The organism is Niallia sp. XMNu-256, assembly GCF_036670015.1.
GTDB lineage: Bacteria > Bacillota > Bacilli > Bacillales > Cytobacillaceae > Bacillus_BD.
The window spans coordinates 3,246,681-3,272,000 of record NZ_CP137636.1 but is presented as its reverse complement, the minus strand read 5'-3'; the positions used below and the strand labels follow the sequence as shown (position 1 = coordinate 3,272,000).

General features: G+C 37.4%; 23 protein-coding genes, 1 riboswitch and 1 other annotated feature (1 of these 25 cut by a window edge). All 23 genes read left to right on the top strand.

Features of this window, described 5'->3' with window-relative positions; translation table 11 throughout:
- Positions 1-193 (top strand) — a binding site (T-box leader); it begins 62 nt to the left of the window's first position.
- A gap of 48 nt (positions 194-241) precedes the next feature.
- The 23 genes from R4Z10_RS16660 (at position 242) to R4Z10_RS16550 (ending at position 25,277) form a co-directional block, all read left to right on the top strand.
- A complete protein-coding gene (locus R4Z10_RS16660; RefSeq protein ID WP_338470415.1) occupies positions 242-2,887 on the top strand; it encodes a valine--tRNA ligase in 2,646 nt (881 codons plus the stop codon).
- Positions 2,888-2,955: 68 nt separating this feature from the next.
- On the top strand, positions 2,956-4,263 hold the full coding sequence (locus R4Z10_RS16655; RefSeq protein ID WP_338470414.1) for a folylpolyglutamate synthase/dihydrofolate synthase family protein: 1,308 nt from the start codon (positions 2,956-2,958) through the stop codon (positions 4,261-4,263).
- Between the two features lie 288 nt (positions 4,264-4,551).
- The gene (locus R4Z10_RS16650) at positions 4,552-5,244 is read left to right on the top strand and encodes a thioredoxin domain-containing protein (protein ID WP_338470413.1); all 693 of its coding nucleotides are present in this window, start codon (positions 4,552-4,554) and stop codon (positions 5,242-5,244) included.
- Between the two features lie 405 nt (positions 5,245-5,649).
- Positions 5,650-5,733: riboswitch (cyclic di-GMP riboswitch) on the top strand.
- Between the two features lie 100 nt (positions 5,734-5,833).
- Positions 5,834-6,244, top strand: coding sequence for a prepilin-type N-terminal cleavage/methylation domain-containing protein (locus R4Z10_RS16645; protein WP_338470412.1), 411 nt, complete (start codon positions 5,834-5,836; stop codon positions 6,242-6,244).
- Between the two features lie 90 nt (positions 6,245-6,334).
- A complete protein-coding gene (locus R4Z10_RS16640; RefSeq protein ID WP_338470411.1) occupies positions 6,335-7,084 on the top strand; it encodes a prepilin peptidase in 750 nt (249 codons plus the stop codon).
- Positions 7,085-7,096: 12 nt separating this feature from the next.
- A complete protein-coding gene (locus R4Z10_RS16635; protein ID WP_338470410.1) occupies positions 7,097-7,537 on the top strand; it encodes a type II secretion system protein in 441 nt (146 codons plus the stop codon).
- Positions 7,534-8,013 carry a type II secretion system protein gene (locus R4Z10_RS16630; protein WP_338470409.1) on the top strand — a complete coding sequence of 160 codons (480 nt, stop codon included), beginning with the start codon at positions 7,534-7,536 and terminating at the stop codon, positions 8,011-8,013. The genes R4Z10_RS16635 and R4Z10_RS16630 overlap by 4 nt, the downstream gene beginning before the upstream one ends.
- A 30-nt stretch (positions 8,014-8,043) precedes the next feature.
- Entirely contained in the window at positions 8,044-9,129 is a 1,086-nt protein-coding gene (locus tag R4Z10_RS16625; RefSeq protein ID WP_338470408.1) for a hypothetical protein, read from the top strand.
- Positions 9,130-9,156: 27 nt separating this feature from the next.
- A complete protein-coding gene (locus R4Z10_RS16620) occupies positions 9,157-10,302 on the top strand; it encodes a hypothetical protein (RefSeq protein ID WP_338470407.1) in 1,146 nt (381 codons plus the stop codon).
- 200 nt (positions 10,303-10,502) lie between these two features.
- Positions 10,503-11,063 (top strand): hypothetical protein, encoded by a 561-nt coding sequence (locus tag R4Z10_RS16615; protein ID WP_338470406.1) that lies wholly within the window; start codon positions 10,503-10,505, stop codon positions 11,061-11,063.
- The gene (locus R4Z10_RS16610) at positions 11,060-12,793 is read left to right on the top strand and encodes a hypothetical protein (protein ID WP_338470405.1); all 1,734 of its coding nucleotides are present in this window, start codon (positions 11,060-11,062) and stop codon (positions 12,791-12,793) included. The genes R4Z10_RS16615 and R4Z10_RS16610 overlap by 4 nt, the downstream gene beginning before the upstream one ends.
- A 43-nt stretch (positions 12,794-12,836) precedes the next feature.
- A complete protein-coding gene (locus tag R4Z10_RS16605; RefSeq protein WP_338470404.1) occupies positions 12,837-14,501 on the top strand; it encodes an ATPase, T2SS/T4P/T4SS family in 1,665 nt (554 codons plus the stop codon).
- 50 nt (positions 14,502-14,551) lie between these two features.
- Positions 14,552-15,628 carry a type IV pilus twitching motility protein PilT gene (locus R4Z10_RS16600; protein ID WP_338470403.1) on the top strand — a complete coding sequence of 359 codons (1,077 nt, stop codon included), beginning with the start codon at positions 14,552-14,554 and terminating at the stop codon, positions 15,626-15,628.
- Positions 15,629-15,657: 29 nt separating this feature from the next.
- Positions 15,658-16,869, top strand: a complete 1,212-nt coding sequence (locus R4Z10_RS16595; protein WP_338470402.1) for a type II secretion system F family protein — start codon at positions 15,658-15,660, stop codon at positions 16,867-16,869.
- 156 nt (positions 16,870-17,025) lie between these two features.
- Entirely contained in the window at positions 17,026-18,114 is a 1,089-nt protein-coding gene (locus R4Z10_RS16590; RefSeq protein ID WP_338470401.1) for a hypothetical protein, read from the top strand.
- Positions 18,115-18,305: 191 nt separating this feature from the next.
- Positions 18,306-18,872 (top strand): Maf family protein, encoded by a 567-nt coding sequence (locus tag R4Z10_RS16585; RefSeq protein ID WP_338470400.1) that lies wholly within the window; start codon positions 18,306-18,308, stop codon positions 18,870-18,872.
- Between the two features lie 46 nt (positions 18,873-18,918).
- Positions 18,919-19,608 (top strand): DNA repair protein RadC, encoded by a 690-nt coding sequence (gene radC, locus R4Z10_RS16580; protein ID WP_338470399.1) that lies wholly within the window; start codon positions 18,919-18,921, stop codon positions 19,606-19,608.
- Between the two features lie 272 nt (positions 19,609-19,880).
- Positions 19,881-20,903 (top strand): rod shape-determining protein, encoded by a 1,023-nt coding sequence (locus R4Z10_RS16575; protein WP_338470398.1) that lies wholly within the window; start codon positions 19,881-19,883, stop codon positions 20,901-20,903.
- Between the two features lie 22 nt (positions 20,904-20,925).
- Entirely contained in the window at positions 20,926-21,807 is an 882-nt protein-coding gene (mreC, locus tag R4Z10_RS16570) for a rod shape-determining protein MreC (protein WP_338470397.1), read from the top strand.
- A complete protein-coding gene (gene mreD / locus R4Z10_RS16565; RefSeq protein ID WP_338470396.1) occupies positions 21,807-22,319 on the top strand; it encodes a rod shape-determining protein MreD in 513 nt (170 codons plus the stop codon). The genes mreC and mreD overlap by 1 nt, the downstream gene beginning before the upstream one ends.
- Positions 22,320-22,740: 421 nt before the next feature.
- On the top strand, positions 22,741-23,421 hold the full coding sequence (gene minC / locus R4Z10_RS16560; RefSeq protein ID WP_338470395.1) for a septum site-determining protein MinC: 681 nt from the start codon (positions 22,741-22,743) through the stop codon (positions 23,419-23,421).
- Position 23,422: 1 nt separating this feature from the next.
- Positions 23,423-24,226 carry a septum site-determining protein MinD gene (gene minD / locus R4Z10_RS16555; protein ID WP_338470394.1) on the top strand — a complete coding sequence of 268 codons (804 nt, stop codon included), beginning with the start codon at positions 23,423-23,425 and terminating at the stop codon, positions 24,224-24,226.
- Positions 24,227-24,443: 217 nt separating this feature from the next.
- Positions 24,444-25,277: a M23 family metallopeptidase gene (locus R4Z10_RS16550; protein ID WP_338473264.1), complete on the top strand. Its 834-nt coding sequence runs from the start codon at positions 24,444-24,446 to the stop codon at positions 25,275-25,277.
- Positions 25,278-25,320: the final 43 nt, after the last annotated feature.

Below are 25,320 nucleotides of genomic sequence, written 5' to 3'. Positions count from 1 at the left end.
GAAGGTTTCTAGGCAGAACCATTGGAAGTCGCCCTGGAGCTTCTTTTGCGAACAAATGAACCTTCATCCAACAAGGTGAATGATTTTTAGTAGTAAAAGACGGAACAGCCGTTATCGATTTAAGTGCCAGCAAGGTTTATTTTTTGCTGGAAAAAAGGTGGTACCGCGAACTCAAGCTCCATTCGTCCTTTTATGACGAGGGAGTTTTTTTATTGCTTAAAATACGAGGAGGACAGAAAGAATGGAACAAAATGAATTAACAATGCCAACAAAATATGACCCGAAGGCAATTGAACAAGGTCGTTATAAATGGTGGTTAGACGGGAAGTTTTTCGAAGCAAAAGATGATGAAAATAAACAACCATACACCATCGTAATTCCACCGCCAAACGTAACAGGAAAGCTTCACTTAGGACATGCTTGGGATACAACCCTGCAAGATATTTTAACAAGAATGAAGCGGATGCAAGGCTATGATGTTCTTTGGTTACCAGGAATGGACCACGCGGGGATTGCGACTCAAGCAAAGGTAGAAGCCAAGCTACGTGAAGAAGGCAAAAGCCGTTATGACCTAGGCCGTGAAAAATTCCTAGAACAAACATGGGCTTGGAAAGAGGAATATGCTGGTTTTATTCGTCAACAATGGGCAAAACTTGGTCTTGGATTAGATTATACGCGTGAACGCTTTACGATGGATGAAGGCCTTTCAAAAGCCGTAAACGAAGTGTTTGTAAAGCTTTATGAAAAAGGTCTGATTTACCGTGGAGAATATATTATTAACTGGGACCCTGCAACAAAAACAGCACTTTCTGATATTGAAGTGATTTATAAAGATGTTCAAGGTGCGTTCTATCATATGAACTATCCTTTAACAGATGGTTCTGGATCGATTGAAATTGCAACAACACGTCCTGAAACGATGCTTGGAGATACAGCAGTTGCCGTTCACCCTGAGGATGAGCGCTACAAACATCTAATCGGTAAAACCGTTAAGCTTCCAATTGTTGGCCGTGAAATCCCGATCGTGGCAGATGATTATGTTGATATGGAATTTGGTTCAGGAGCAGTTAAAATTACACCAGCTCATGATCCGAATGACTTTGAAATCGGTAATCGTCACAATTTAGAACGAGTACTAGTCATGAACGAAGACGGAACAATGAATGGGAATGCTGGCAAATATCAAGGCATGGACCGTTTCGAATGCCGCAAGCAGATCGTTAAAGATTTACAAGATCTAGACGTACTCTTCGAAATTGAAGATCACTTGCACTCGGTGGGACATTCCGAACGAAGTGGGGCAGTTGTTGAACCATACCTTTCTACACAATGGTTCGTCAAAATGCAGCCACTTGCGGATGCAGCGATAGAGCTACAAAAGCAGGAAGGTAAAGTAAACTTTGTTCCAGACCGTTTTGAAAAAACGTATTTACACTGGATGGAAAACATTCGTGACTGGTGTATCTCTCGTCAGTTATGGTGGGGCCATCGAATTCCGGCCTGGTATCATAAAGAAACAGGTGAAGTCTATGTAGGCACGGAAGCACCTGCTGATCTTGAAAACTGGGAACAAGATAATGATGTGTTAGATACATGGTTCAGTTCTGCGCTTTGGCCATTTTCAACTTTAGGCTGGCCAGATGAAAATGCAGCTGATTTTAAACGTTACTACCCTACAGATGCGTTAGTAACTGGTTATGATATTATTTTCTTCTGGGTATCTCGCATGATTTTCCAAGGAATTGAATTTACTGGCGAGCGTCCATTCAAAGACGTTCTTATCCATGGTTTAATTCGTGATGCAGAAGGCAAAAAAATGAGTAAATCGTTAGGAAATGGAATCGATCCAATGGATGTAATTGACCAATATGGCGCTGATTCCCTACGTTACTTCCTATCAACAGGCTCATCACCAGGTCAAGACTTACGTTTTAGCATGGAAAAAATTGAATCGACTTGGAACTTTGCGAATAAGATTTGGAATGCCTCTCGTTTTGCATTAATGAACATGAATGGCTTGAAATATGAAGAAATCGACTTAACAGGTGAAAAATCTGTTGCTGATAAATGGATTTTAACTCGTTTAAATGAAACGATTGAGCATGTTACAAGACTTTCAGACCGTTATGAATTCGGTGAAGTGGGCCGTGTTCTTTATAACTTCATTTGGGATGATTTCTGTGATTGGTATATTGAAATGGCGAAACTTCCGCTATATGGGGAAGATGAGGCAGCGAAGAAAACAACTCGTTCCATTTTAGCGTATGTGTTAGATAACATTATGCGCTTAATGCACCCATTCATGCCATTTATTACGGAAGAAATTTGGCAAAACTTGCCACACGAAGGGGAGTCCATTACAGTAGCAAAATGGCCTGTAGTAGACAACTCTTTAACAGATGTTAAAGCTGCGGAAGAAATGAAGCTTCTCGTTGAAATTATTCGCTCTGTCCGAAACAGCCGTGCAGAAGTAAATACACCGTTAAGCAAGAAAATCAAAATGATTGTAAAAGCGAAAGATCAAAACGTTCTAGCAACTTTAGAGAAAAATAAAGCGTACTTAGAACGCTTCTGTAATCCAGAAGAATTAGTTCTGTCAACAGAAGTGGCAATCCCTGACAAAGCAATGACATCCATTGTTACAGGTGCAGAAATTATCCTGCCGTTAGAAGGGCTGATTAACTTAGATGAGGAAATTGCCCGTCTAGAAAAAGAGCTAGACAAGCTGAATAAAGAAGTAGAGCGCGTTCAAAAGAAATTAAGTAATGAAGGCTTCGTGAAAAAGGCACCGGAAAAAGTGATCGAAGAAGAACGAGCGAAAGAGAAAGATTACACGGAAAAACGAGCAGCTGTACAAGAGCGTTTAAACGAACTAAAAGGGGAATAAATTTATTCCCTGTGGGGGCTCCACCTCGGGGCCCTCACCTACTTTGTATTTAAGGAGAGATAACAACTGTGTTTCAGACATATGATGAGGCATTACATTGGATCCATTCTAGGTTAAGAGCTGGAATTAAACCTGGTTTAAAGCGAATGGAATGGATGTTGGAAAAGTTAAACCATCCAGAAAATAAATTAACATGTGTACATATCGGTGGAACAAACGGAAAAGGCTCAACCGTGACTTATTTACGTTCGATTCTAGAAAGTGCTGGCTATCAAACAGGAACGTTTACCTCCCCATATATTGAACAATTTAATGAGCGAATCAGTGTAAATGGTCAGCCAATCCCTGATGAGGACATCATTAAACTAGTGAATGTGATTTATCCGTTATCACTAGAACTAGAGGAAACAGAACTAGGTGGACCATCAGAATTTGAAATCATTACCGCAATGGCGATTTATTACTTTGCTGAGCTTCACCCAGTAGATATCGCTATCTTTGAAGTCGGTTTAGGTGGACGCTTTGATTCTACGAATGTTATCAAACCTTTACTTGAGGTTATTACAAACATCGGGTTGGATCATGTCCAATTTCTTGGAGACACCTACAAGGAAATTGCCTTTGAAAAAGCAGGAATTATCAAGAAAGGGACAAGTTTAGTTACTGCGGTTGATCAACCTGACGCTCAAGATGTAATTCTGAGTCGGGCTCGTGAACTAGAAGTTCCTGCGTTTTTATTAGACCGGGACATTCACATTCAGGATCATGTGTCAGTACCTACAGGGGAATCCTTTACATGGAAGGACGCTGAGACCACTTTAGCCAATCTTGAAATATCCATGTTTGGTAAACATCAAACGAAAAATGCAGCTCTTGCTGTAAAAGCGGCACATATTTTAGGGAAAAAACATGATTTTAACATGGAGGAAGGTCAAATTCGAGAAGGACTCAAAAGTGCCTATTGGCCAGGACGGTTTGAAGTCCTGTCACAGGAGCCTTTTGTTGTGATTGATGGCGCCCATAATGAAGAGGGGGTCAATGCTTTAGTAGATGAGCTTAACCATCGCTATCCTTCAAAGAAAAAGAACATCATCTTCTCAGCTCTAGCGGATAAAAGTTTAGATAAAATGATTCATAAACTAGATGAAGTGGCAGACAAGCTTACGTTTGTTACATTCGAATACCCACGCGCATCCAAAGTAGAAGATTTATACCAATTGAGCAAAAATAAAAATAAACATCATAATGCCGATTGGAAACAAGCAATTACAGAAGAACTTCAATCATTGAATTCTGATGAAATATTTGTCGTCACGGGATCGCTTTATTTTATTTCGGAAGTGAAGCCGTTTATCAAGGGTCAATTAGCTAAATAGCTGCGCGGCCATATTGCTGAAAAATCATAAATTTTATTGACTGCCATTCATGGGATTGATCGTAATCCTATGGATGGCAGTTTTTCTTTCAGTCGTCATTAAAAATAAACTTTGAAAATGAACATTACATGAACTTTCAAACAATTTTTAATGGAGCTTTGTAAACTATGATACTATGAATTATTAAGTAAAATTTAAGGTTAATTGCTTTATTTCAAGTACAGAAACCTCCAAATGTTTTTTTAATAAAATGATGTTTGATATATTACTAGAAAGGATTGTTGTCTAATGAAACGAGTGGGAATCGCACTAGCTATGCTGATGATTTTGTTTCTAGTAGGATGCCAGCAAAGTGACACAAAAGAGAAAGAAACTGCTCAACTAAATGATGATACGAAATATGAAGAGTATATTTATAAAAAGTATGAACTCGATGTAAACGATAAGGTCAAGCTAGGAGATGAAAAAGCTGAAAATTCGTTTGTATTAGCTTTTGACTATTCATGCATATGGTGTCATAAATGGATGGCAGAAATCCTACCAGTGATTAAGGAAAAATATCTAGATACAGGTAAAGGCTATTATGTCGGCCAACCTATTGTGGTATTAGACCAAACCTCATTGCAATTGTCCCATGTCGACTACTTTATAGAAAAAAATCACCCTCAAAAGCTATATGATCTTCAGCTTCTAATGGCCCAGGAAGCAGTTAGCGAAGGTTGGGGAACGGAAGAATACATTCAAACGACACTGAAAGATTTCGGAGTAGAGGTTAGTGTGCAAGAACTAGAGAAGAACAATCCTGATCCCATTTCACTCACACGTAAATACACGAAAAATTTAGGTGTCGAATTTGTCCCTACCTTATATATTAACGGCATTAAAGTGTACGATGCTTTTAACTTAGACGAAATTGAGCAAATCCTAAATGGGGATATTAAAGAAGATGATCGGATTAAGGTCCCTGTTAGTGAAAAATGACAAGTAGAAGTTAGGAACTTATTAATAAACTATTTCAAAATACTTAAAAGCTTACTCAAGGATGATATCTTGCGTAGGCTATTTTTTTGTCAAAGGTTCTCGAAAGGGGCATAAAGTCATTTGTTGAATGTGACAAAAGTTTGTCTGATTCGATGATTAATCACAGGTAATAAAATGCATAAATCTAAAGTAAATCCCTCATTTTATCAAGGATTAGAGCCTAAAAGCCTACATATTTAGAAGTTCTGATACTGAAAGATTATACTTTCTTCCTGTTAAAACACATGGTACAATGATAGTAGATTAAATGAGTAAATTTAGAAAGTTTGTCAAAAAATAGGAAAATAGTATTAAAAACGCTTGCTAACTTTGTCGGTGTTAATATAAAATAATTCTAACCTAATATTAATTATTGGATGTTATGAAGAATGACTTGTATTTGGGCACCTGAGTCATTTGGAGCAGTTGGTGCAACCGGCCTTTACAGATTGTGTATATGTATACATGTTGTAAGGGCTATTTTTATATTTAAGAGATTGAAATACTCTTAAAAAAGAAATATAGAGAAAAATAAAGGGGGAATGTTCAAATGATTAAGAAACTTTTGAACACAAAAATGAAGTTTACTAAAAATCAGAAAGGTTTAACGCTAATTGAGTTGCTTGTTGTAATTGTTATTTTGGGGATAATTGCGGCTATTGCGATACCAGCAGTAATGAATAATAGGGTTGACGCTGCGAAAAACACAAACACACAAAATTTATCTATTTTACAAGATGCAGTCAATCGTTATAATTTTATGAATGGTGAAAATCCAACTGATTTAACTACGCTAAAAAGTGCTGAAAGTGGCGAAACAAATAAAGGTGGTCCATTCATAGCTGAAGTTCCTAAACCTGAAAAATTTGGTGATTGTAAAGCTACGGATTTTTCCTTATCTGGAGGTAAAGTGACAATAGTAGAAGGGGAAAGTGTTGTTACTACCGCTTGTACTAAATAAATTTATAAATAAATTAAAAGGCTGTCGCGTCATTCATGGCGGCGACAGCCTTTTAATTACATAATTATTAAGTTGAAGGGAGGAGATATTATGCTAATAATCGATATTTTTGTAGTCATAGTTGGAATAGTTTTAGGTAGTTTCCTTAACGTCGTTGCCATTCGATTATTAAAAAAAGAGTCAATTGCCTTCCCGCCTTCCCATTGTGTAAATTGTAACCACCAACTCCATGCACTTGATTTAGTTCCCGTACTTAGTTATGTATTTCTAAAAGGACAATGCCGTTATTGTAAAAGTTCAATTTCATCACTATATCCATTTGGAGAGTTATTAACAGCAGCTTCTATTTTCTTCGTTTACAAAAATGTTGGATTATCACTTGAACTAGTCCCAGCTTTTCTATTAACGATACTTTTAGTAATCTCAGTCTTAACAGACATTCGTGAACAATTAATTTTAGATATTGTCACATTACCTATGCTTGGACTATTAATCATTTCTCGTTTATTTATCGGTACAGAACCAATTTGGTACTATCTTCTCGGTGGTGCCGTAGGGTTTTTATTACTACTATTCCTTGCAATTGTCAGTAAAGGAGGCATGGGCGGGGGAGATATAAAATTATATGCAGCCATTGGTGTGGCATTAGGCCCTCTCCTTACTGTCATGAGTCTCGTCCTTGCGTCCTTTGTTGGTGCAATTGCCGGGGTTTTTCTTTTGATGACAGGAAAAGTGAAAAGAGGCCAGCCGATTGCCTTTGGCCCCTCTATCTTAGTTGGAACTCTAGTGGCTTATGTCTATGGGGTTGAAATATTAGAATGGTATATAAGCTTTTGGTAGAGGTGATGTCTAGTGACAAATGAGAAAGGTATTACATTAGTAGAATTACTAGTAGCGGTTGTAATAGCGGGGTTAATCATTGTTCCGTTACTAACGATTATGACTGGAACTTTTACTCGAACAATTAGGCAGGAGAAAGAAACGGAAATAGCTTATGTTGCACAGGAAATGATGGAAAAAGTTAGACAAAATAATATTTCTGCTCTTCAAAAGAGTGGTTGTTGGACAAATATTAGTACAGTTAATGAATGTGGTGTATTGTCAGAAATAGGTTTAAGTATAACCAAAGATGTCTATGTTGAAGCTGTTGTAAAACCATCTCCTTACTATTCTGATTATAATGAAGTGGAAATTATTGTTAAGATGCCTTCGGCTGGAGTAAAAAGTGGTAGTGAAGGAGTATGGGAGAAGGATGAATTCATTAGTTTAGTAACAGTGGTGTTAAAACCATGAAAAATCAAAGCGGAGTAACGTTAATAGAATTACTAATCGTTATTTTTTTAATGGGAATTATTTTTATACCTATTTCTAATTTAGTTATTTTATCCTTAAAATCTGAAAAAGATGTTTCGATAAAAAATGAAGCACAACGCGAAGCACGTCTAGTAATGGAGGTTATTACTGAAGAAATGAGAGATTCTAATGTGGAGTGGGTACCGTATGATAGTTTAGATTCAGCTAATAATTCAAAAAAGTTAGTTGATCAATCAAATTTAAACGATCCAATAGATTTGCTACATTACAATAATAATGGTGATAAAGGAATTATAGTAAAGGACGGTGTAATTCTATCCACAAACATTAAAGAATTTACCGTTATTGAAGATTTAGAGAATGACTTAATCAATATTAAACTAATAATACAAAAATCAGATTTTGAATTTGAATTACAAAGTGATATTATTCATCCGGATATTTATCGATTTTAATAAATTTTTATGCAGAATGAGGGTGATACCATGCAAATAAGTAAATATGTCAAATCACAATCTGGTGCCGCCCTGATATTAGTGTTATTTGCAGTATTATTCCTCTCAATAACAGGGGCAGTTTTATTAAATACAACTACGTACAGCCTAGAATCAATTGAAAAGAATAAAGAAATTCAGAAAGAATTTTATTTAGCTGAGGGTGCACTTGAAATAGAAATTAATAGTCTAATTGATGAAATGAATAAATACAAAAATTCAGACGGGGAAGAAGGACCTTATTTTTTTCTGCTTAGAGAATTCACACAAACCCCTGAATATATAGAAGAAAATTATATTGAAAAACAGTATAAAATTGCTGAAACATCAGTCCTTATAAAAGAAACCATAAATGGAAAGTTATATGATCCTTTGGAGCTAGAGTTTAACCCTGAAAAGGTAGTTCCTATTTCTCTTACTTTGGAAGCCTCCTATCTTGACACCAAAGCTTCAAATATTAAGAGAATAGCTGAAATAAAAGTAAATGCCATATCACAAATAACTACTGTACCGATTACAACAACTCCACCTTCGACTGCAGGAAAAGCGCTTAATTTTAACATTAAGAGTAATAAAATGAAAGAAGAAACTATTATTAAAATACCCGATGAAAAAAGAAATCAAATTTCTGCTTCTGACTTTTTTGCTGTAGTAGAAGAAATACAACAAAAACCTTCTTCAATTGTTACGCTGAATGTAGAAAATTTGAAGGTAAATGGAAATCGATCGCTTCATGTACCTAAGGGGCAAATTTACTATATCAAGAACTTGACCTTTAATGGAACACCAAATTTATTGGTTGAAGGTGTATTAGTGGTTGAAAACTTTTCTTTTAATGGGAATTCAAATATGGAAATTGATACAGGGATAATTGTTAAGAATCTAGACGGAAATGCATCGGCTGCAATAACAATTAAAGGAGAAGCAAATGGAATACCGTGTAGTTTGATTTCAACTATATGTAATGAAAGTGAAATAAATAATCCAAGTGATCCAGATGACTCCATAACCATTGAGAGAGTAGAAATATTATCAAATGTTGATAGAAACCTAAACCTATCTACAAAAAGACAATAATATAATGTGAAACTTGAGGTGAACACCATGTTTTTCCGCCCAAAAAAATTCTCGGGAATCGATTTCCATGAAAATTACATAACATGTGCAACAGTCAAACTTGAAAGAGGAATGCCTGTTGTCCATGACATTTCTAAAATAGATGTTGATGCCTCTATTATTACTGGAGGTCGAGTAAACCAGTTTGAAGACTTAGCCATCCTTTTGGAAGATTCCGTAAGAAGCGGCTCACTCTCAAAAGACGTCCATCTAGCCATCCCAACGCAAAACACCCTAATCCGAAAGATTACTACATTGCCAGACATTGGTGAGGCTGAGTTAGGTAAAATATTGCAGTTTGAGATCGGGGAAAGCATTCATTTGCCATTTGAGAATCCCATTTATGACTTTGTTAAGATTGGTTCAATTATTCCTAATCGTATAGATGTTAGACATGATATAGATGAAGAAGAGTTGTCTCTAGATGACCTTGCCCAAGGGATTCAAAAGAATATGGAAGGCCCGAAAAGTGAGGTCTTGCTTTTTGCTACATCACAATCACTATCACAGGATTTAGCGGATGTTTGTATGGAAGCTGGGCTGAAACCATTAACAGCTGAAATCCGCGGTTTAGCTCTACAACGATTACTTTCCTATGCTCATCCCCTCTGGTTAAGTGAAACCGAGATGATCATTGATGTTTCGGGGAATTCATTTGATATTCATATATTTAAAGATCATATGATTGTTTTCTCAAGAATGATGTCAATTAATACGAGTGACTTCCTATCAAACTTGGTTACACCCGGGCGAAGCTATAATGATGATGTTTTATTATTTGAGGAGGACCTGCCTGCGTTTAAAGAGACGCAAGGTGAAATTGCCGCAACCATTGACGAAGTCACACATCGCAATCAGAATGATTTTGTGAATCAAATCGCACTTGAAATTGAGAAGGCACAGAATTTCTTCCGTTATTCCTTAAATGAACGAGATAGTGAGTTTAAAAGAATTATTGTTACGGGAGAAAGTACAGATAAGATGCTTCGAACATTGAAAGAAAGAATGGGTACAGAAGAAGTGGTGCGAATCGACTATCGTTCCATTCTCGATCATAACTTTTCAAATGAAAATCTATTAGATTCATGTAGTGTGGCTATAGGTCTAGCAATGAGGGCTAATGACATAAAGTGAAACTTCCATCAGTGGGGTTTTCTCTCATCCCCCACTGATGGTTAGTTGAACCAATCGGAGCTTTACGGGCAGTTGATCCCCCACCCAACTTCTTTTATTATACTTAGAATCTTGAGGTGGAGGTCTTACTGCCCGTTATGCCTGATAAAAAAACAAAAATAAACAAAAATAATCGAAGGGCAGTACAATGGAGGACAATTATGGAATTTCGAATTAATTTATTACCTCAAACCTATAGTACAAAAGAAAAAAGTTCCGTTTTTCTAGTCCCAGTTTTAGGAATTGTAGCTGTTGTTATTACTGCTTTTGTATTAACTTACACGTATTTTGATAAGAAAAATTCGATTGAAAATTTATCAATAAATATAGAGTCTCAAACACAAACAAGAGATACTTTATTAAAAGAATACCAAGAAAAAACGACCGGTGTTACAGCGTTTAATTTCACGGATCAGTATAAGGCAACCGCTGTAGGATTAAGTACGATTTATGTGGACAGTAGTAAATTTCACGAGAGAGTAAAAAGCATTTTGCCAGAAAAGTCGGATGTAACAGCCTATACGTATAACAACAATGGAGACTTAAGTATGACGGTTAACTTTTATTCAAAAGGGGACTCAGCCATTTATCTCGATCGATTGTTGAATGCACCTTTTGTAAATGAAGTAAAACTGACGAGTATTACGGTAGATGGAGAAAGTTTAACCTATGATTCAACCTTTGAATTAAAGGTAAAAACGTTAGTAGGTGTCGATCAATGACAAGGTGGTTAGAGGAAAATAAAAACACCGTTTTAATCATTGTCTTACTTTTATTTATGATATTGGCATTATTCTTCTTTTTTGTTATTCGTCCATTAGCTGCAGAGGAAGAAGCTAAAGAACAAGAGCTTAATAGAATCCAATCTGATGTGTCATTTTATCAAGGGCACCTAAATGAGTTAACCCCACAAACGTTTACAGCACAAGAAAAAGAAGTTTTATTAGGGAAAGTTCCTGCAAATCCTAGTGTGGAAGACGTCATAAAAGAACTTGAAAAATCAGAAATTGAAACAGGTGCGGTCATCGATCATATTTCGATAAGTGATCATCCGAATGGTTTGGCTCCAATAGCGGTTGAACCTATAGAAAATAATGATTCCCAATCCATTGGGGAAACTCAAGAGAGTACGGAAAGTAATCCTGAAACTGTTCAACAACCAGAAACAAACGGGTGGTTACATATTTTGCCGGAAGAAACTCTTAAACGGTTAGAAGAGCAGGAGAAATTAGAAGAGGTCAAAGCTCTAAGTGTTTCTTATGTTGAATTTGCTATCGATGTAAATGGGGAAGTAGAAGACGTACACCAATATCTAGAAGCCATTGAAACATTTAAACGAATTATTCATATTCAAAGCTTTGATTACTCTATTAATGAAGAAAATGGCCGTTTAGAAGGTGTTATTACTATTCGTGCTTTTTACAGCAAGGAGTTCGAGCAGTTTATTAATGAAGATAGCGTTTTTGAATTAGACTACGATTTTGCCCCATCAAAAATTAATCGCTATATCGAACCAATCGTTTCAGTAGTTGAAAGTGATGTTATTAATGGTGGCGAAAATCCCTTACCTCAAGTAGAAGCCGAAAAGGACATTCCTCATGAGGATGAAGAAAATTTTACATCGAAGGACAGTGAGAGTTCTCCTCCGAAAGAAAATGAAAGTTCTACTGAGAAGGGGAATGGATTGGACTTTCCTAATCGAGGAAACAACAGCAATGCTGAGGAGAAAAGATCATCAGCTTCTGAAAAGAAAGAACAAGAAAAAGAACAAGAAAATAATACGAGTGAAGATAAAGGTAAGAACCTAGCGGAAATCGACCCGAAAAATAAAGTATACAGTGCACCGGAATCTAAACGTGAAGGTGAGCCCTTGTTTCTTGTTGTACAAACAGGTGCCTATGCTACAACTAATTCGGTAAATCTGGTAGCTCAAGATCTAGTAGAAGCTGGAATCTACCCTAGAATTATTGGAGATGAACTATTTTATATCTATACAGCCACAGACAGCAGCATGGATTCGGCACAAAAAATCGTAGAGATGTTAAAAAACAAAGGCTTTGATTCTTATGTTAAAACATTACCTTATCGATTAACAGAAGCTGAAAAGGAATTGTTCTTAAAAGAAGCTGACAATCTTGTAAGTACGACGACTGAAATTTTAACGAATCATATTACTAAAAATGATCGTTCAATAACCGAAGAGCAGTTGAATACAGTTCAAAGCAAAATAAAAACATTTGAAAGTAAGGTTCAAGAGTCTATTGTCAAGGACGTTAGTGAAGAGCGAAAAAAGGAACTTCAAGATAGCGTGTTGATTTTACACCGGTTGGATCAACGATTGCAAAATAGTGTAAATGATGACGGAAGCCTTGAATCCTTATGGGAAGCTGAAGGGTTACTACTAGATTTTATGTTGATTTTAAACCGCTATGTTCCAGCTGACTTAACTTAATCGGGTTCATTAGGCCAGTTTTTAAGAAAAGAAGGGATAGCAAATGATTCAAAAGCGAAAAAGATTAGGAGATTTGCTAGTTGAAGCCTCCATTATTACTGAGCAACAGTTAATGGATGCCTTACACGAGCAAAAAAATACTGGACTCAGGCTTGGCGATCAGTTAATCGCTATGAATCTAGTAAGTGAACAACAAATCATTGAAGTACTAGAATTTCAGTTAGGAATCCCACATGTTGACTTATACAAACAAAAAATAGATCGGAAATTAATCAACATTATTTCGGAGGAACTAGCGAGAAAATATCAAATATTGCCTTTGAAAAAATCCAATAACCGCCTGATGGTTGCGATGTCTGACCCCCTTGACTATTTTGCTCTTGATGATCTTCGGTTAAGTACAGGCTTTGAGATTGATCCAGCCATTGCTAAAAAAGACGAGCTACGTCTTGCGATTAATCGTTATTATGGGATGCAAAAATCAATTGATCAAATGCTTCAAGAAATTCCGTTGTATGAAGATGATCTAGCCTTATTAGAAGCACAGCAAAATGATGATTCAGCTGTTGCCAAAATGGTAAACCAGTTAATCAGTCAAGCGGTTGGGCTTGGAGCAAGTGATATTCACTTTGATCCTCAAGAAACAGACATGCTCATCAGACTAAGAGTCGATGGGATCCTTCGAACTGAACGTTCGTTGCCTATCCAAATGAATAATGTCCTTGTGTCACGAATTAAAATCATGTCCAGGTTAAACATTGCTGAAAAGCGGTTGCCACAGGATGGCCGCTTTAAGATGGATCTCGAATTAAAAACGATTGATATTCGGGTTTCAATTTTACCAACGGTTTATGGTGAGAAAGTGGTCATGCGTTTATTAGATACACAAAGTGTAACATTGGGAATCCATCTATTAGGCTTCTCAGAAGCTAATGAAAAAAACTTCCGTAAGGCAATTACACATGCCTATGGACTTATTCTCGTAACAGGTCCAACAGGATCAGGGAAATCAACAACGTTATATACCGCTCTACAAGAGTTAAATGATGATACTGTAAACATTATTACGGTAGAAGACCCAGTTGAGTATCAAATCAAGGGGATTAATCAAGTACAAGTAAGGGCCAATATTGGTATGACTTTTGCGGCTGGTTTGCGCTCGATTTTACGTCAAGATCCAGACATTATCATGGTCGGGGAAATTCGTGATTCAGAGACAGCAGAGATCGCTTTACGCTCAGCGATGACAGGGCACTTAGTGTTAAGTACACTTCATACAAATGATGCGGTTAGTGCGATCAGTCGGTTAATTGATATGGGGGTTGAGCCTTTCTTAGTTGCGTCATCTTTAGTTGGTGTTTTAGCCCAGCGCTTAGTACGAAAGGTATGTCCTCATTGTGCGACCACTTACCACTTAACAGATGAGGAAAAACTTCTTTTTGAAACACAAGGACTTCCAACGAGTGGAATAGTAAGAGGTACAGGTTGTTCTAACTGCAACAGTACGGGGTATAAAGGAAGAATGGCGATTCATGAAACGGTTTTGTTAGATGATCACTTAAGAGAAATGATCACTAAAAAGCATCCTGATTCCATGTACCGTCAATATGTTGAACAGCTTGGATTTAAGGGAATGTTCGCGGATGGGCTAGACAAAGTATCGAAAGGACTAACAACACTGGAGGAAATTTATCGAGTGATCGTATAAGGTGAAACGACCATAGTAGACGCTTTACGACCTGTTCATTCGGGATAAAGATGAAGGGAATAAGAGCGATGATAACAACAAATGTTTTGACAATGGAAAAATTACTTCATTTTGCTTTTAAAAACAATGCTTCAGATTTACACATAACAACAGGTGTTACACCGATTGTACGGATCAATGGAAAATTAAAAAGAATTGGTGTAGACAATTTGACACCTGAAGATACACTGCGAATGGCACAAGAAATTACAACAAAGGATCAGTTTGAACGCTTTCTTGAAGTTGGAGAGCTGGACTTTTCCTTTTCGTTAAAAGGGATTTGCCGTTTTCGGGTCAATACATACAGACAAAGAGGCTCGGTTGGAATTGTCTGTCGTGTAATTAACAGCCAAATTCCTACGATTGAGTCGTTAAACCTACCTTCTGTTACAAAGGAATTCGCTAAGAACACACAAGGGATCTTACTTGTCACAGGGCCAACCGGGAGTGGTAAATCTACGACATTGGCTGCTATTATTGATTATATTAATGAGACCCAAAGTAAGCATATTTTGACATTAGAAGATCCGATTGAATATCTTCATCGTCATAAAAATAGTATTGTGAATCAACGCGAAATTGGTCAAGATAGTCAATCTTTTTCAGTTGGATTGCGGGCTGCCCTTCGTCAAGACCCTGATGTGATTCTCGTTGGAGAGATGCGGGACCTAGATACCATTCAAACCGCGATTACTGCGGCTGAAACTGGCCATCTTGTGTTAGCAACCCTTCACACGACCGGTGCTGCCCAAACGGTTGATCGGATCATTGATGTATTTTCTGCTGAACATCAACAGCAAATACGTACACAATTAGCCAGCACATTAGTCGGAGTCATTTCACAACGATTATTGCCGACAGCGGAAGGAAGCGGGCGAGTGGCGGCTTTTGAAATATTAGTTTCAAACTATGCAGTCGCCAATTTAATTCGCTCAAATAAAATTCACCAAATTCAAACCGTATTGGAAACAGGTAAAGCTAGTGGCATGATGACAATGAATATGGCTGTTTCCCAATTAGTCGAAAGAGGGATGGTTACCGAAGCGATCGCAGATGAGTATGTTCCAAACTGGGATAAACATCAATAAGCAGATGGTGAGAAAGGGGGGTAATAAAGGTGGTTTATCAATATAAAGGAATTGATTCGCGAACAGGGAAGGAAGTAAAAGGAAAATTAGATGTTATATCCAAAGCTGAAGCAATGGAAGTATTAAAAAGCAAGGGTTTATATATATCTGAAATCACAAAGAAGAAAGAGACGTTTTTAACAAAAGACTTAGACATTACAATTGGAAAGCCTGTAAAAAGTCAGGATTTTGTGATGTTTTGTCGTCAGCTTGCCACTTTGTTGAATGCTGGTACACCGATTGCTGATTCGATTCGATTATTAACGGACCAAGTTTCGTCAAAAGCTTTGAAAAAAGCATTGAATGCTATTTACCAAGATATCCGCTCAGGACTCTCTTTTTCAGAAGCCTGTAAAAAGTTCCCTAAAATTTTTGATAAAGTTTTTATTAATATGATCTTAGCCGGAGAAACGAGTGGAGATTTGGAAAAGGTGATGGATCAATTAGCAATTTTCTATGAGAAGGAACATAAAATCCACGGAAAAGTGAAATCTGCGATGATGTATCCGATTGTCGTATCCATTGTAGCAGTTGTAGTTGTCGTGATTCTATTAACACAAGTACTCCCAAGTTTACTAGATAATTTATTATCAGTAGGAGGAGAAATTCCATTACCCACAAAAATAGTCCTTGCTATTTCAAACTTTATGATTGATTACTGGTATATTTGTGTTTTATTTGTTGTTTTACTCATTGCATCTTATCTAGCCGTCAAGAGAAATCCAAAAGGACAGTATATGATTGATTTAGTTAAATTGAAGATTCCTGTATTCGGCATGTTAGCGCAAAAGCAAATCATCGCGAGAATCTCAAGAACGATGGCTTCCTTGTTCGCCAGCTCTGTACCTGTATTACAAATTTTAAGAATGAGTGGAGAAGTTTCGGGAAATAAAGTATTTGAAAAAGTTTTAGATGAATCTCGAGAATCTTTACGTATGGGTGCTAGTTTGTCGATGCCATTAGCTCAAAGCTGGGTTTTTCCAAACTTAGTCAGTCATATGGTGGCAATTGGAGAAGAAACCGGACAATTGGACACCATGTTGGAAAAAATAGCGGACTTCTATGAAGAAGAGGTAGAACAGATGGCTTCGCGATTAAGTACAGTATTAGAGCCGTTAATGATTGCTATTTTAGGAGGAATCGTTGGTTTGATTGTACTGGCGGCCATGATGCCGATGTTATCGATTTATGAAGGGATCTAATAGATTAAAAATTTGGTATAGAATCTGATTAACATTATAAAATATAAATCGAAATTTGACGAAAGCATTCCCTAACAAGACGACAAAAGTCTTGTTATTTTTTTTGACCCATATGTTAGGATGTTACCAATGAGCATTTCAGGGAGGACTTACCTAATGGACAAGCCAAAAGAACCGAAAACGATTACGATTAAAATAAACGGAAAAGAAAATTCGTTTGTTGAAAAAGATAAAGATCTCCTAGAGAAACAAAAGATTGACTCTAAACAACAAAAGACTACACCTTCCAAACCTATCAATCCGACCAATAGTGAAACGGCTGCGGCAAAGGAACAAACGGATGAAAGTGATAGCTTTGAGTGGGTTTTACCAAAAACGACAACGACCCCAATCAAAGAAGATATTAAAACGACCCCAGATTCTACTAAAAAGAAGAAGATTCCAAACTTGACCACAAATCATCCATTTAAAGTAAAAAAATTGCCATTCAAAAAAATAAATCTCTCCACCTTTTTCTCCATCTTTTTTGCGGTACTTCTCGGCACTTTCTTTGGACTCATGCTACTTAAAATCGTACCGGCTGAAAAAGTGGTGGAAGATGACCTGCCAGTTGTAAACGAAGGGATGGAGGCTCCGCCTACTGATGAAAAAAGTACAAGTAATGGAACGTTAACAGCTGCTCGCCCAGCCATTGCTGCTGCTGTTGTACAAGAAGGAATTTATTCTACTCAAGAGTCTGCAGCTCAAATCAAAAAAGGTTTGAATGATAAAGGAATCCCAGCAGAAGTTTTTACATCGGATGGTCAATTCGCATTGTTTGTGGGGGTATCCAATCAGGTCGAGGGAGCCAAATCCATTGGAACTGAATTAAAAGCAAGTGGAGTAGATACGTATGCAAAACAATGGAGTGTGGGTGAAAAAAATCTATCAAATTTACATGACGAAGAGAAAAAGTTACTAGAAGCTTCTCCACAGATTTTTCAAAGTATTCTAGCAAGTGTTGCCTCTACTAATGGAACCGATAAAGTTCCACAAGGATTAATGGACGAAGTGAATCAACAACATGCCAGTTTGAAGAAGATTAGTAAAGAAAAGTTGCAAAATAAAAACATTATCCAACTTCATTCACAACTGGAAGCGGCAGTTGCCCAATTAAAGATATATGATCAAAAGCCACAAACTAGTACATTGAATACGGTTCAACAGCATTTATTGACATTTTTGGCTAATTATCAAAGCTTATAATCGAACGAGTTAGGCAAATAAAGTCGAGAAAAGTATTTTCTGGGAAATAAATAACTTAAAGTAGAGAAACGATAAACCTGTTTTATCGTTTCTCTACTTTTTCGTAAAAATTTGCATACTGTTGTTTGTATTTACAAGAAATGGTAGGATGGATATGTATCTCCCCTACTAGAAAATAAAGGAGTGAAAACATGCAAGACCTCATTTTAGCCTCATCTTCTCCACGACGAAAAGAACTTCTAGAAAATCTTCAAATTGAATTTAAGGCCATAAGTAGTGATGTGGATGAGCAATATAATCCAGACTGGACTCCACATGAAATTGTGATGGAATTAGCTTATCGAAAAGCGCAGGCAGTCGCTACAAGTCATCCGTCCTCTATTGTTATTGGTTCCGATACCATTGTAGTAAAAGACGATGATGTGTTAGGAAAACCACAAAACCGTGAAGAAGCCTATGCGATGCTACAAAGATTATCAGGAAAAAGCCACTCTGTTTTTACGGGAGTAGCGATTATCACCCCAACAGAAGTCCGAAAATTTTACGAAAATACTGATGTAGAGTTTTGGGAGTTGTCACATGAGGAAATCAATCAATACCTGGATACGGGTGAACCATTCGATAAAGCTGGAGCCTACGGTATTCAAGGCTTTGGAAGTCTCCTTGTGAAAAAAATAACAGGAGATTACTTTGCGGTTGTTGGACTTCCAGTCGCCCGGACGGTTAGGGAGCTGAAACAATCAGGCTTCCAACTATAATATTCTTCATACTCCCGCTCTACTAAAGAATAGGGAGGAGTTCAAATTGACAACTAATTCATTAATGATCCGTGATTTTCCTAAAGATGAACGACCTAGAGAACGATTTATCCATTCAGGGCCAGAAAGCTTATCCAACCATGAATTACTGGCCCTTTTACTTCGTACAGGTACGAAAGAAGAATCTGTCCTTCAATTAGCTAACCGCCTGTTAACTGAATTTGAAGGGTTACGATTATTAAAAGATGCCACGCTTGATGAAATGACTGCCATTAAAGGGATTGGTTCAGCGAAAGCCATCCTAGTCCTTGCAGCCCTTGAATTAGGCAGAAGAGTCTCCAATTTAAACTACGATGATCGCTATGTCATCCGCTCTCCGGAAGACGGTGCAAAATACGTTATGAATGACATGCGCTTCCTCACACAAGAACACTTCGTTACCCTTTATCTCAATACAAAAAATCAAGTCATGTGCAAGAAAACCGTTTTTATTGGCAGTTTGAACGCCTCGATTGTACATCCCCGCGAGGTTTTCAAAGAAGCATTAAGACGCTCTGCAGCCTCAATCATCTGTATCCATAACCATCCCTCCGGAGATCCGGCACCAAGTCGCGAAGATATTGATGTGACAAGGCGCTTAAATGAATGTGGAAAGATCCTAGGCATCGATTTGCTTGATCATTTGATCATTGGCGAAAATAAATTTTGCAGTTTGAAGGAGAAAGGCTATTTATAAGACTATGATTTTGACCTTTCTTACGATATAATATTACTTGTGATTTTTTGACGAAATGTAAGGTTTTGTTAAAAGTTTCTGAACAGCTACGATATGCGATATACTTGAAATAGATACTAATTTGGCTGTATGTTTTCACTAGTAATTTAGTATGATACGGATTGAACATAGCTGCCAAGCAATTGCCATAATTTGAAGAGAGTTTTTTTTGGTTTTAAGAGTAAAAATAGGTCGAACTGTTTTTGCACTATGTTAAAAGGGGAGATACAACCATGTTTGGATTTGGTACAAGAGATCTTGGAATTGATCTCGGAACGGCAAATACATTAGTGTATGTAAAAGGAAAAGGGGTCGTCGTTAGAGAACCATCTGTTGTAGCACTGCAGACGGATACGAAAAGTATTGTTGCAGTTGGAAATGATGCGAAAAACATGATCGGTCGAACGCCAGGCAATGTTGTCGCATTACGTCCTATGAAAGATGGAGTCATTGCTGATTATGATACAACCGCAGTTATGATGAAGTATTATATTAAGGAAGCAACAAAATCAAAAAGCATTTTTTCTGGTAAACCATATGTAATGGTCTGTGTACCGTCTGGCATTACTGCGGTCGAGGAAAGAGCGGTTATAGACGCGACTCGCCAAGCGGGAGCGAGAGATGCTTATACCATTGAAGAACCGTTCGCAGCTGCAATTGGTGCGAATTTACCTGTATGGGAACCAACTGGCAGCATGGTCGTGGATATTGGCGGGGGAACAACGGAAGTCGCCATTATCTCACTAGGTGGAATTGTTACAAGCCAATCGATTCGAATTGCTGGAGACGAAATGGACGAGTCCATCGTGAATTATATTCGTAAAACGTATAATCTAATGATTGGGGAACGTACTTCAGAAGCCATTAAAATGGAAGTTGGATCTGCAGGTGATCCAGATGGAATCGAGAATATGGAGATACGTGGTCGTGATCTATTAACAGGTCTGCCGAAAACCATTGAAATTACAGCGGCAGAGATTGCTAATGCACTTAAAGATACGGTTTTAGCGATTGTTGAAGGGGTAAAGGTTACTTTAGAAAGAACCCCACCAGAACTTGCAGCCGATATTATGGATCGTGGGATTGTTTTAACAGGAGGAGGAGCGCTTCTTCATAATTTAGACAAGGTGATTAGTGAAGAAACGAATATGCCTGTCTTAATTGCCGAAAATCCGCTTGATTGTGTTGCGATTGGTACCGGTAAAGCACTTGATCATATCCATTTATTTAAAAATAAAGCGAAAGACGCTCGCTAACATCAGATAGAGGTGTGTACGTATGCCACAGTTCTTTTTGAACAAACGCCTGATTATTTTGCTTGTTAGCATTATCATTCTCGTGGCATTAATTGGGTTTTCATTAAAACAACGTGAAGAGTTGACCTGGCCGGAGCAGTTCGTCAAAGATACCGTCGGCTGGGCTCAAACCCTTGTGTCTAGGCCGGCTCATTCTATCGCCGGTTTTTTTGAAAATGTAAAAGACTTGCAAAATACATATGAGGAAAATAAAGAGTTAAAATCGAAGTTAAATGATTTAGCACAGTTAAAAGCAGATGTGCAAAGTTTGGAAGATGAAAATACAAAACTACGTGATGTATTAGATAAACAAGAATCATTACGTGATTTTGAGCCTATTCAAGCAACAGTTATCGGTCGTAATCCCGAGCGTTGGAATGAACTTGTCATCATTAATAAAGGCTCAACAAGTGGAATCGAAGCCAATATGTCGGTCATTACCTCAACCGGATTAATAGGAAAAGTAAAAAACAGTCGTCAGTTAACGGCCACTGTGCAATTACTAAGTTCAAATGATTCAACGAATCGAGTGTCAGCTGAAATTATTGGAGATGAAAAATTTTACGGTCAAATTGAAGGCTTTGATAAAGAACGTGAAATGCTCCTTTTAAGAAAAATCCCTTATGAGGCAAAAATTAAGGAAGGTCAAACGGTTCAAACATCTGGATTGGGCGGTCTTTTTCCTTCAGGTCTGATCATTGGCACCGTTGAAGAGGTGGTTCCAGATGAATACGGGTTAACACAAACTGCTTACGTGAAACCGAGTGCTGATTTCTATGATATCGAACATGTGATGGTAGTGAAAAGAACGATGACTCAGCCTATATTAAGTGATATGATGGGTGAAGAGGAGGAGAAAGAGTAATGAAGTTTTTTCTTCCTCTTATTATCAGCCTCTGTTTTATATTTGAAAGTATTTTTGTCGAACTCTTACCTGAAGCCTTTTCTTCAAGTAAGACCATTCTAGTCCCACATTTTCTAATCGTAGTGATTATATTTACTGCGGTTTACGGAAATCGTAGGCATGGACTTATCTATGGGGTAGTTTTTGGATTGTTATTTGATATTGTTTATACAGAAATTATTGGAATTCATTTATTTCTTCTTCCTTTAGTTACATATATAGCAGCTTGGCTAATGAAGTTGCTTCAAACGAACATCTTTGTTGTTTCAGTTGTTACCGTAATCGGTGTTGCCTTATTAGAATTAGGAGTCTATCAAATAAACCTTCTCATTGGAATTACAGATATGACCTTTGTTCACTTTCTAAATGCTCGCTTACTTCCAACCTTGATTCTAAATAGTATATTTATTGTAATTACAGCCTTCCCTATGAAAAGATTCTTGGATTCATATGCACAATCATTAAATGAATAGGTTTTACTATTCTAATAAAATAGATTTAGTAAAGTTGATTTAATAAAAATCAATTGATTAAAAGGAAATTTACAGATCGTTGTCGAAGATATAAAACGGTTTTAACTTCTATTAGCAAAATTCTCTCATCTTATAAGTAAGAATGAATGTAATATTCTTTCCATTCAGGTGCGGGTTCACGCCTAGCTGAATGAGAAAAACCCTTTGGCGGATGCCATATGCTTCTAAAGGAAGTTTATTGAGAAAGCTTGGCGGCGGGCACGGTGTCCTATTCAGGCGAAAGCCACAGGGTGTGGTGCACTAAAGCGTGATAAAATATAGGCGCAAATTCGCCTTGGCGAATATAATTAACGAAAAACAAAAGTGTCTTTACTATGCTTTCATGTATGACAGTGTTCTAGTTGAGGTGAAATTCTTTATAATGAAAAAACTCCAAAATGTAACCATCAAAGGAACCAAAGATGGAATCAGCCTTCATTTAAATGATAGTTGTTCCTTTGAAGAGTTAAAGAAAGAGCTCGAGATGAAATTGAAGGAGAATTCTCGAGGACAAGCAGACCACCAGCTAATCACTGTAAAGGTCCAATTAGGTAATCGCTATTTAACAGAAGAACAAATGGTCGAACTAAAAGAAATTATAGACGATAATAAAAATTTGATTGTAGATTCCATTCATTCAAATGTAGTTACAAAAGATGAGCTCGAGCAAATGAAACAGGAACAAGAGATTGTTTCTGTTTCAAAAATTATTCGTTCTGGTCAGGTGTTAAAAGTACCGGGAGACCTATTGTTAATTGGTGATGTCAATCCAGGTGGAACCGTGATGGCGGGTGGGAACATTTTTATCATGGGAACCTTAAAAGGGATTGCCCACGCAGGTTGTTATGGAAATCAAGAAGCAATTATTGCTGCCTCGATTATGAAACCATCACAGCTTCGAATTAGTGAATATATTAATCGGGCTCCCGATCATGTTGATGATTTAGAACCAAGAGAAATGGAATGTGCTTATATCGATTCTAATAATCAAATGATGATTGATAGGTTACAAGTTTTAATGCATATTCGGCCGAATTTAAACCGATTGGAAAGGGGACTGTAGGATGGGAGAAGCAATCGTTATAACATCAGGAAAAGGCGGAGTTGGAAAAACAACAACTTCAGCAAACATTGGAACAGCTTTAGCGATCCAAGGTAAGCGTGTTTGTTTAATAGATACAGATATTGGCTTACGTAATCTTGATGTCGTCATGGGGCTGGAAAATAGAATCATCTATGATCTTGTTGATGTTATTGAGGAGAGATGTAAAATCCACCAAGCGCTAGTAAAAGATAAACGATTCGATGATCTCCTTTATCTTCTTCCTGCTGCTCAAACAAGTGATAAAAATTCAGTAACGCCAGAACAAATGAAAAAATTAGTTGACGCATTAAAAATAGACTATGATTATATTATTATTGATTGCCCAGCCGGAATTGAACAGGGGTATAAAAATGCGGTTGCTGGTGCGGACAAGGCGATCGTTGTTACCACTCCTGAAGTCTCCGCAGTTAGAGATGCAGACCGAATTATTGGGTTGATTGAAAAAGAAGAAGGGGTAGAACCACCAAAGTTAGTCATTAACCGGATTCGCAGTCATATGATGAAAAGTGGAGAAATGCTTGATGTCGATGAAGTGACCACTCATTTGTCGATTGATTTAATTGGAATCGTAGCTGATGATGATGAAGTAATTAAAGCGTCTAACAGCGGAGAGCCAATCGTATTAAATCCAAACAGTAAAGCAAGCATCGCTTATCGAAATATCGCCAGAAGAATTCTTGGTGAATCAATCCCCCTTCAATCATTGGAATCAGAAAAAAGCAGTGTCTTTTCAAAAATTAAACGATTTTTTGGCGGAAAATAAATTCCAAAACAGTGCATGAGTACTTCTATTTATAGAGTGGCTTATGCATTTTTTTGTTTTAAAGCAATGTATGGAAACTTCATGGGCGGTAAAGCTTCCACTTTAGGATTGTGAGACATAGTTCTTCTTGGCAAACCATTTTCCCCCAGTCATATTTTATCCTTCCGTCTCATAAACTTGTACTACTAAATGTCGTATAAGGAGAATGGTGGAAATTATGCGTCCAAGTAGTGATGAGATTCGAAGAAGAATTGAAAAAAGGAAAAAGCAACGGGAAAGAATGGCAAGAAAAGTGGAACCGCGGAAACCCGATCTCCGCCGCAAGTCGGAATCGCAACAAGCAAAGATCCCATGGTTGGAAGATGAGGAACGATATGGATTTGACTCAATGACCTCTTATGAAAGTGGCCCAATCGAAGAGGACAACCATCCATTATTTAGTAAAGAGGCTTTTATCTTTAAAATATTAGCATCTGCCATTCTTGTACTAGTCATAGCGATTGTATTCCGCAATCAAACTCCAGCCCTTGAACCAGCACGCAACTTTGTCACAGATTCAATGAATGAAGAATTTCAATTTGCAGCTGTTTCTGATTGGTATGAAACAACCTTTGGAAAACCGATTGTTCTTTTTCCTGAAAAAACCGAAACAGATAATCAAACAGAAGTCGTTGATGGAGGGGATAATCGGCCTCATTATGCTTTACCAGCTTCAGGCAGAATTCTAGAAGAGTTCGGTGAAAATGGACAAAGGATTACAATTGAAACGGGAAAAGGAGCGAATGTTGAAGCAATGAATGGTGGACTCGTCCTTGAAATTGGCGAAAAAGAAGGGTTTGGACAAACCGTTGTCATTCAGCATCCAGATAAAAGAAAGTCATGGTATGGCAATTTAAGCTCAGTGGACGTGACTCTTTACCAGTATATTGAAAAGGGTACAGTCGTAGGAAAAGCAACAGATTATGAGGATGGAACAAATAGCTCCTTCTATTTTGCGATTAAAGAAGGTGATGATTTTGTCGATCCAATCCAGGTGATTCAATTTGATTAGACGATTAGGTGTTCTCAAACAAATTCATATACATCCTTTGTTA

Coding starts and splice junctions, on each gene's coding strand:
- R4Z10_RS16630 (WP_338470409.1), top strand. CDS start 7,534: ATGAAAAATCAAAGCGGAGTAACGTTAATAGAATTACTAATCGTTATT.
- R4Z10_RS16625 (WP_338470408.1), top strand. CDS start 8,044: ATGCAAATAAGTAAATATGTCAAATCACAATCTGGTGCCGCCCTGATA.
- R4Z10_RS16550 (WP_338473264.1), top strand. CDS start 24,444: ATGCGTCCAAGTAGTGATGAGATTCGAAGAAGAATTGAAAAAAGGAAA.
- R4Z10_RS16645 (WP_338470412.1), top strand. CDS start 5,834: ATGATTAAGAAACTTTTGAACACAAAAATGAAGTTTACTAAAAATCAG.
- R4Z10_RS16640 (WP_338470411.1), top strand. CDS start 6,335: ATGCTAATAATCGATATTTTTGTAGTCATAGTTGGAATAGTTTTAGGT.
- R4Z10_RS16585 (WP_338470400.1), top strand. CDS start 18,306: ATGCAAGACCTCATTTTAGCCTCATCTTCTCCACGACGAAAAGAACTT.
- R4Z10_RS16660 (WP_338470415.1), top strand. CDS start 242: ATGGAACAAAATGAATTAACAATGCCAACAAAATATGACCCGAAGGCA.
- R4Z10_RS16620 (WP_338470407.1), top strand. CDS start 9,157: ATGTTTTTCCGCCCAAAAAAATTCTCGGGAATCGATTTCCATGAAAAT.
- minC (WP_338470395.1), top strand. CDS start 22,741: ATGAAAAAACTCCAAAATGTAACCATCAAAGGAACCAAAGATGGAATC.
- minD (WP_338470394.1), top strand. CDS start 23,423: ATGGGAGAAGCAATCGTTATAACATCAGGAAAAGGCGGAGTTGGAAAA.
- R4Z10_RS16605 (WP_338470404.1), top strand. CDS start 12,837: ATGATTCAAAAGCGAAAAAGATTAGGAGATTTGCTAGTTGAAGCCTCC.
- R4Z10_RS16600 (WP_338470403.1), top strand. CDS start 14,552: ATGAAGGGAATAAGAGCGATGATAACAACAAATGTTTTGACAATGGAA.
- R4Z10_RS16590 (WP_338470401.1), top strand. CDS start 17,026: ATGGACAAGCCAAAAGAACCGAAAACGATTACGATTAAAATAAACGGA.
- R4Z10_RS16575 (WP_338470398.1), top strand. CDS start 19,881: ATGTTTGGATTTGGTACAAGAGATCTTGGAATTGATCTCGGAACGGCA.
- R4Z10_RS16650 (WP_338470413.1), top strand. CDS start 4,552: ATGAAACGAGTGGGAATCGCACTAGCTATGCTGATGATTTTGTTTCTA.
- mreD (WP_338470396.1), top strand. CDS start 21,807: ATGAAGTTTTTTCTTCCTCTTATTATCAGCCTCTGTTTTATATTTGAA.
- mreC (WP_338470397.1), top strand. CDS start 20,926: ATGCCACAGTTCTTTTTGAACAAACGCCTGATTATTTTGCTTGTTAGC.
- R4Z10_RS16610 (WP_338470405.1), top strand. CDS start 11,060: ATGACAAGGTGGTTAGAGGAAAATAAAAACACCGTTTTAATCATTGTC.
- R4Z10_RS16615 (WP_338470406.1), top strand. CDS start 10,503: ATGGAATTTCGAATTAATTTATTACCTCAAACCTATAGTACAAAAGAA.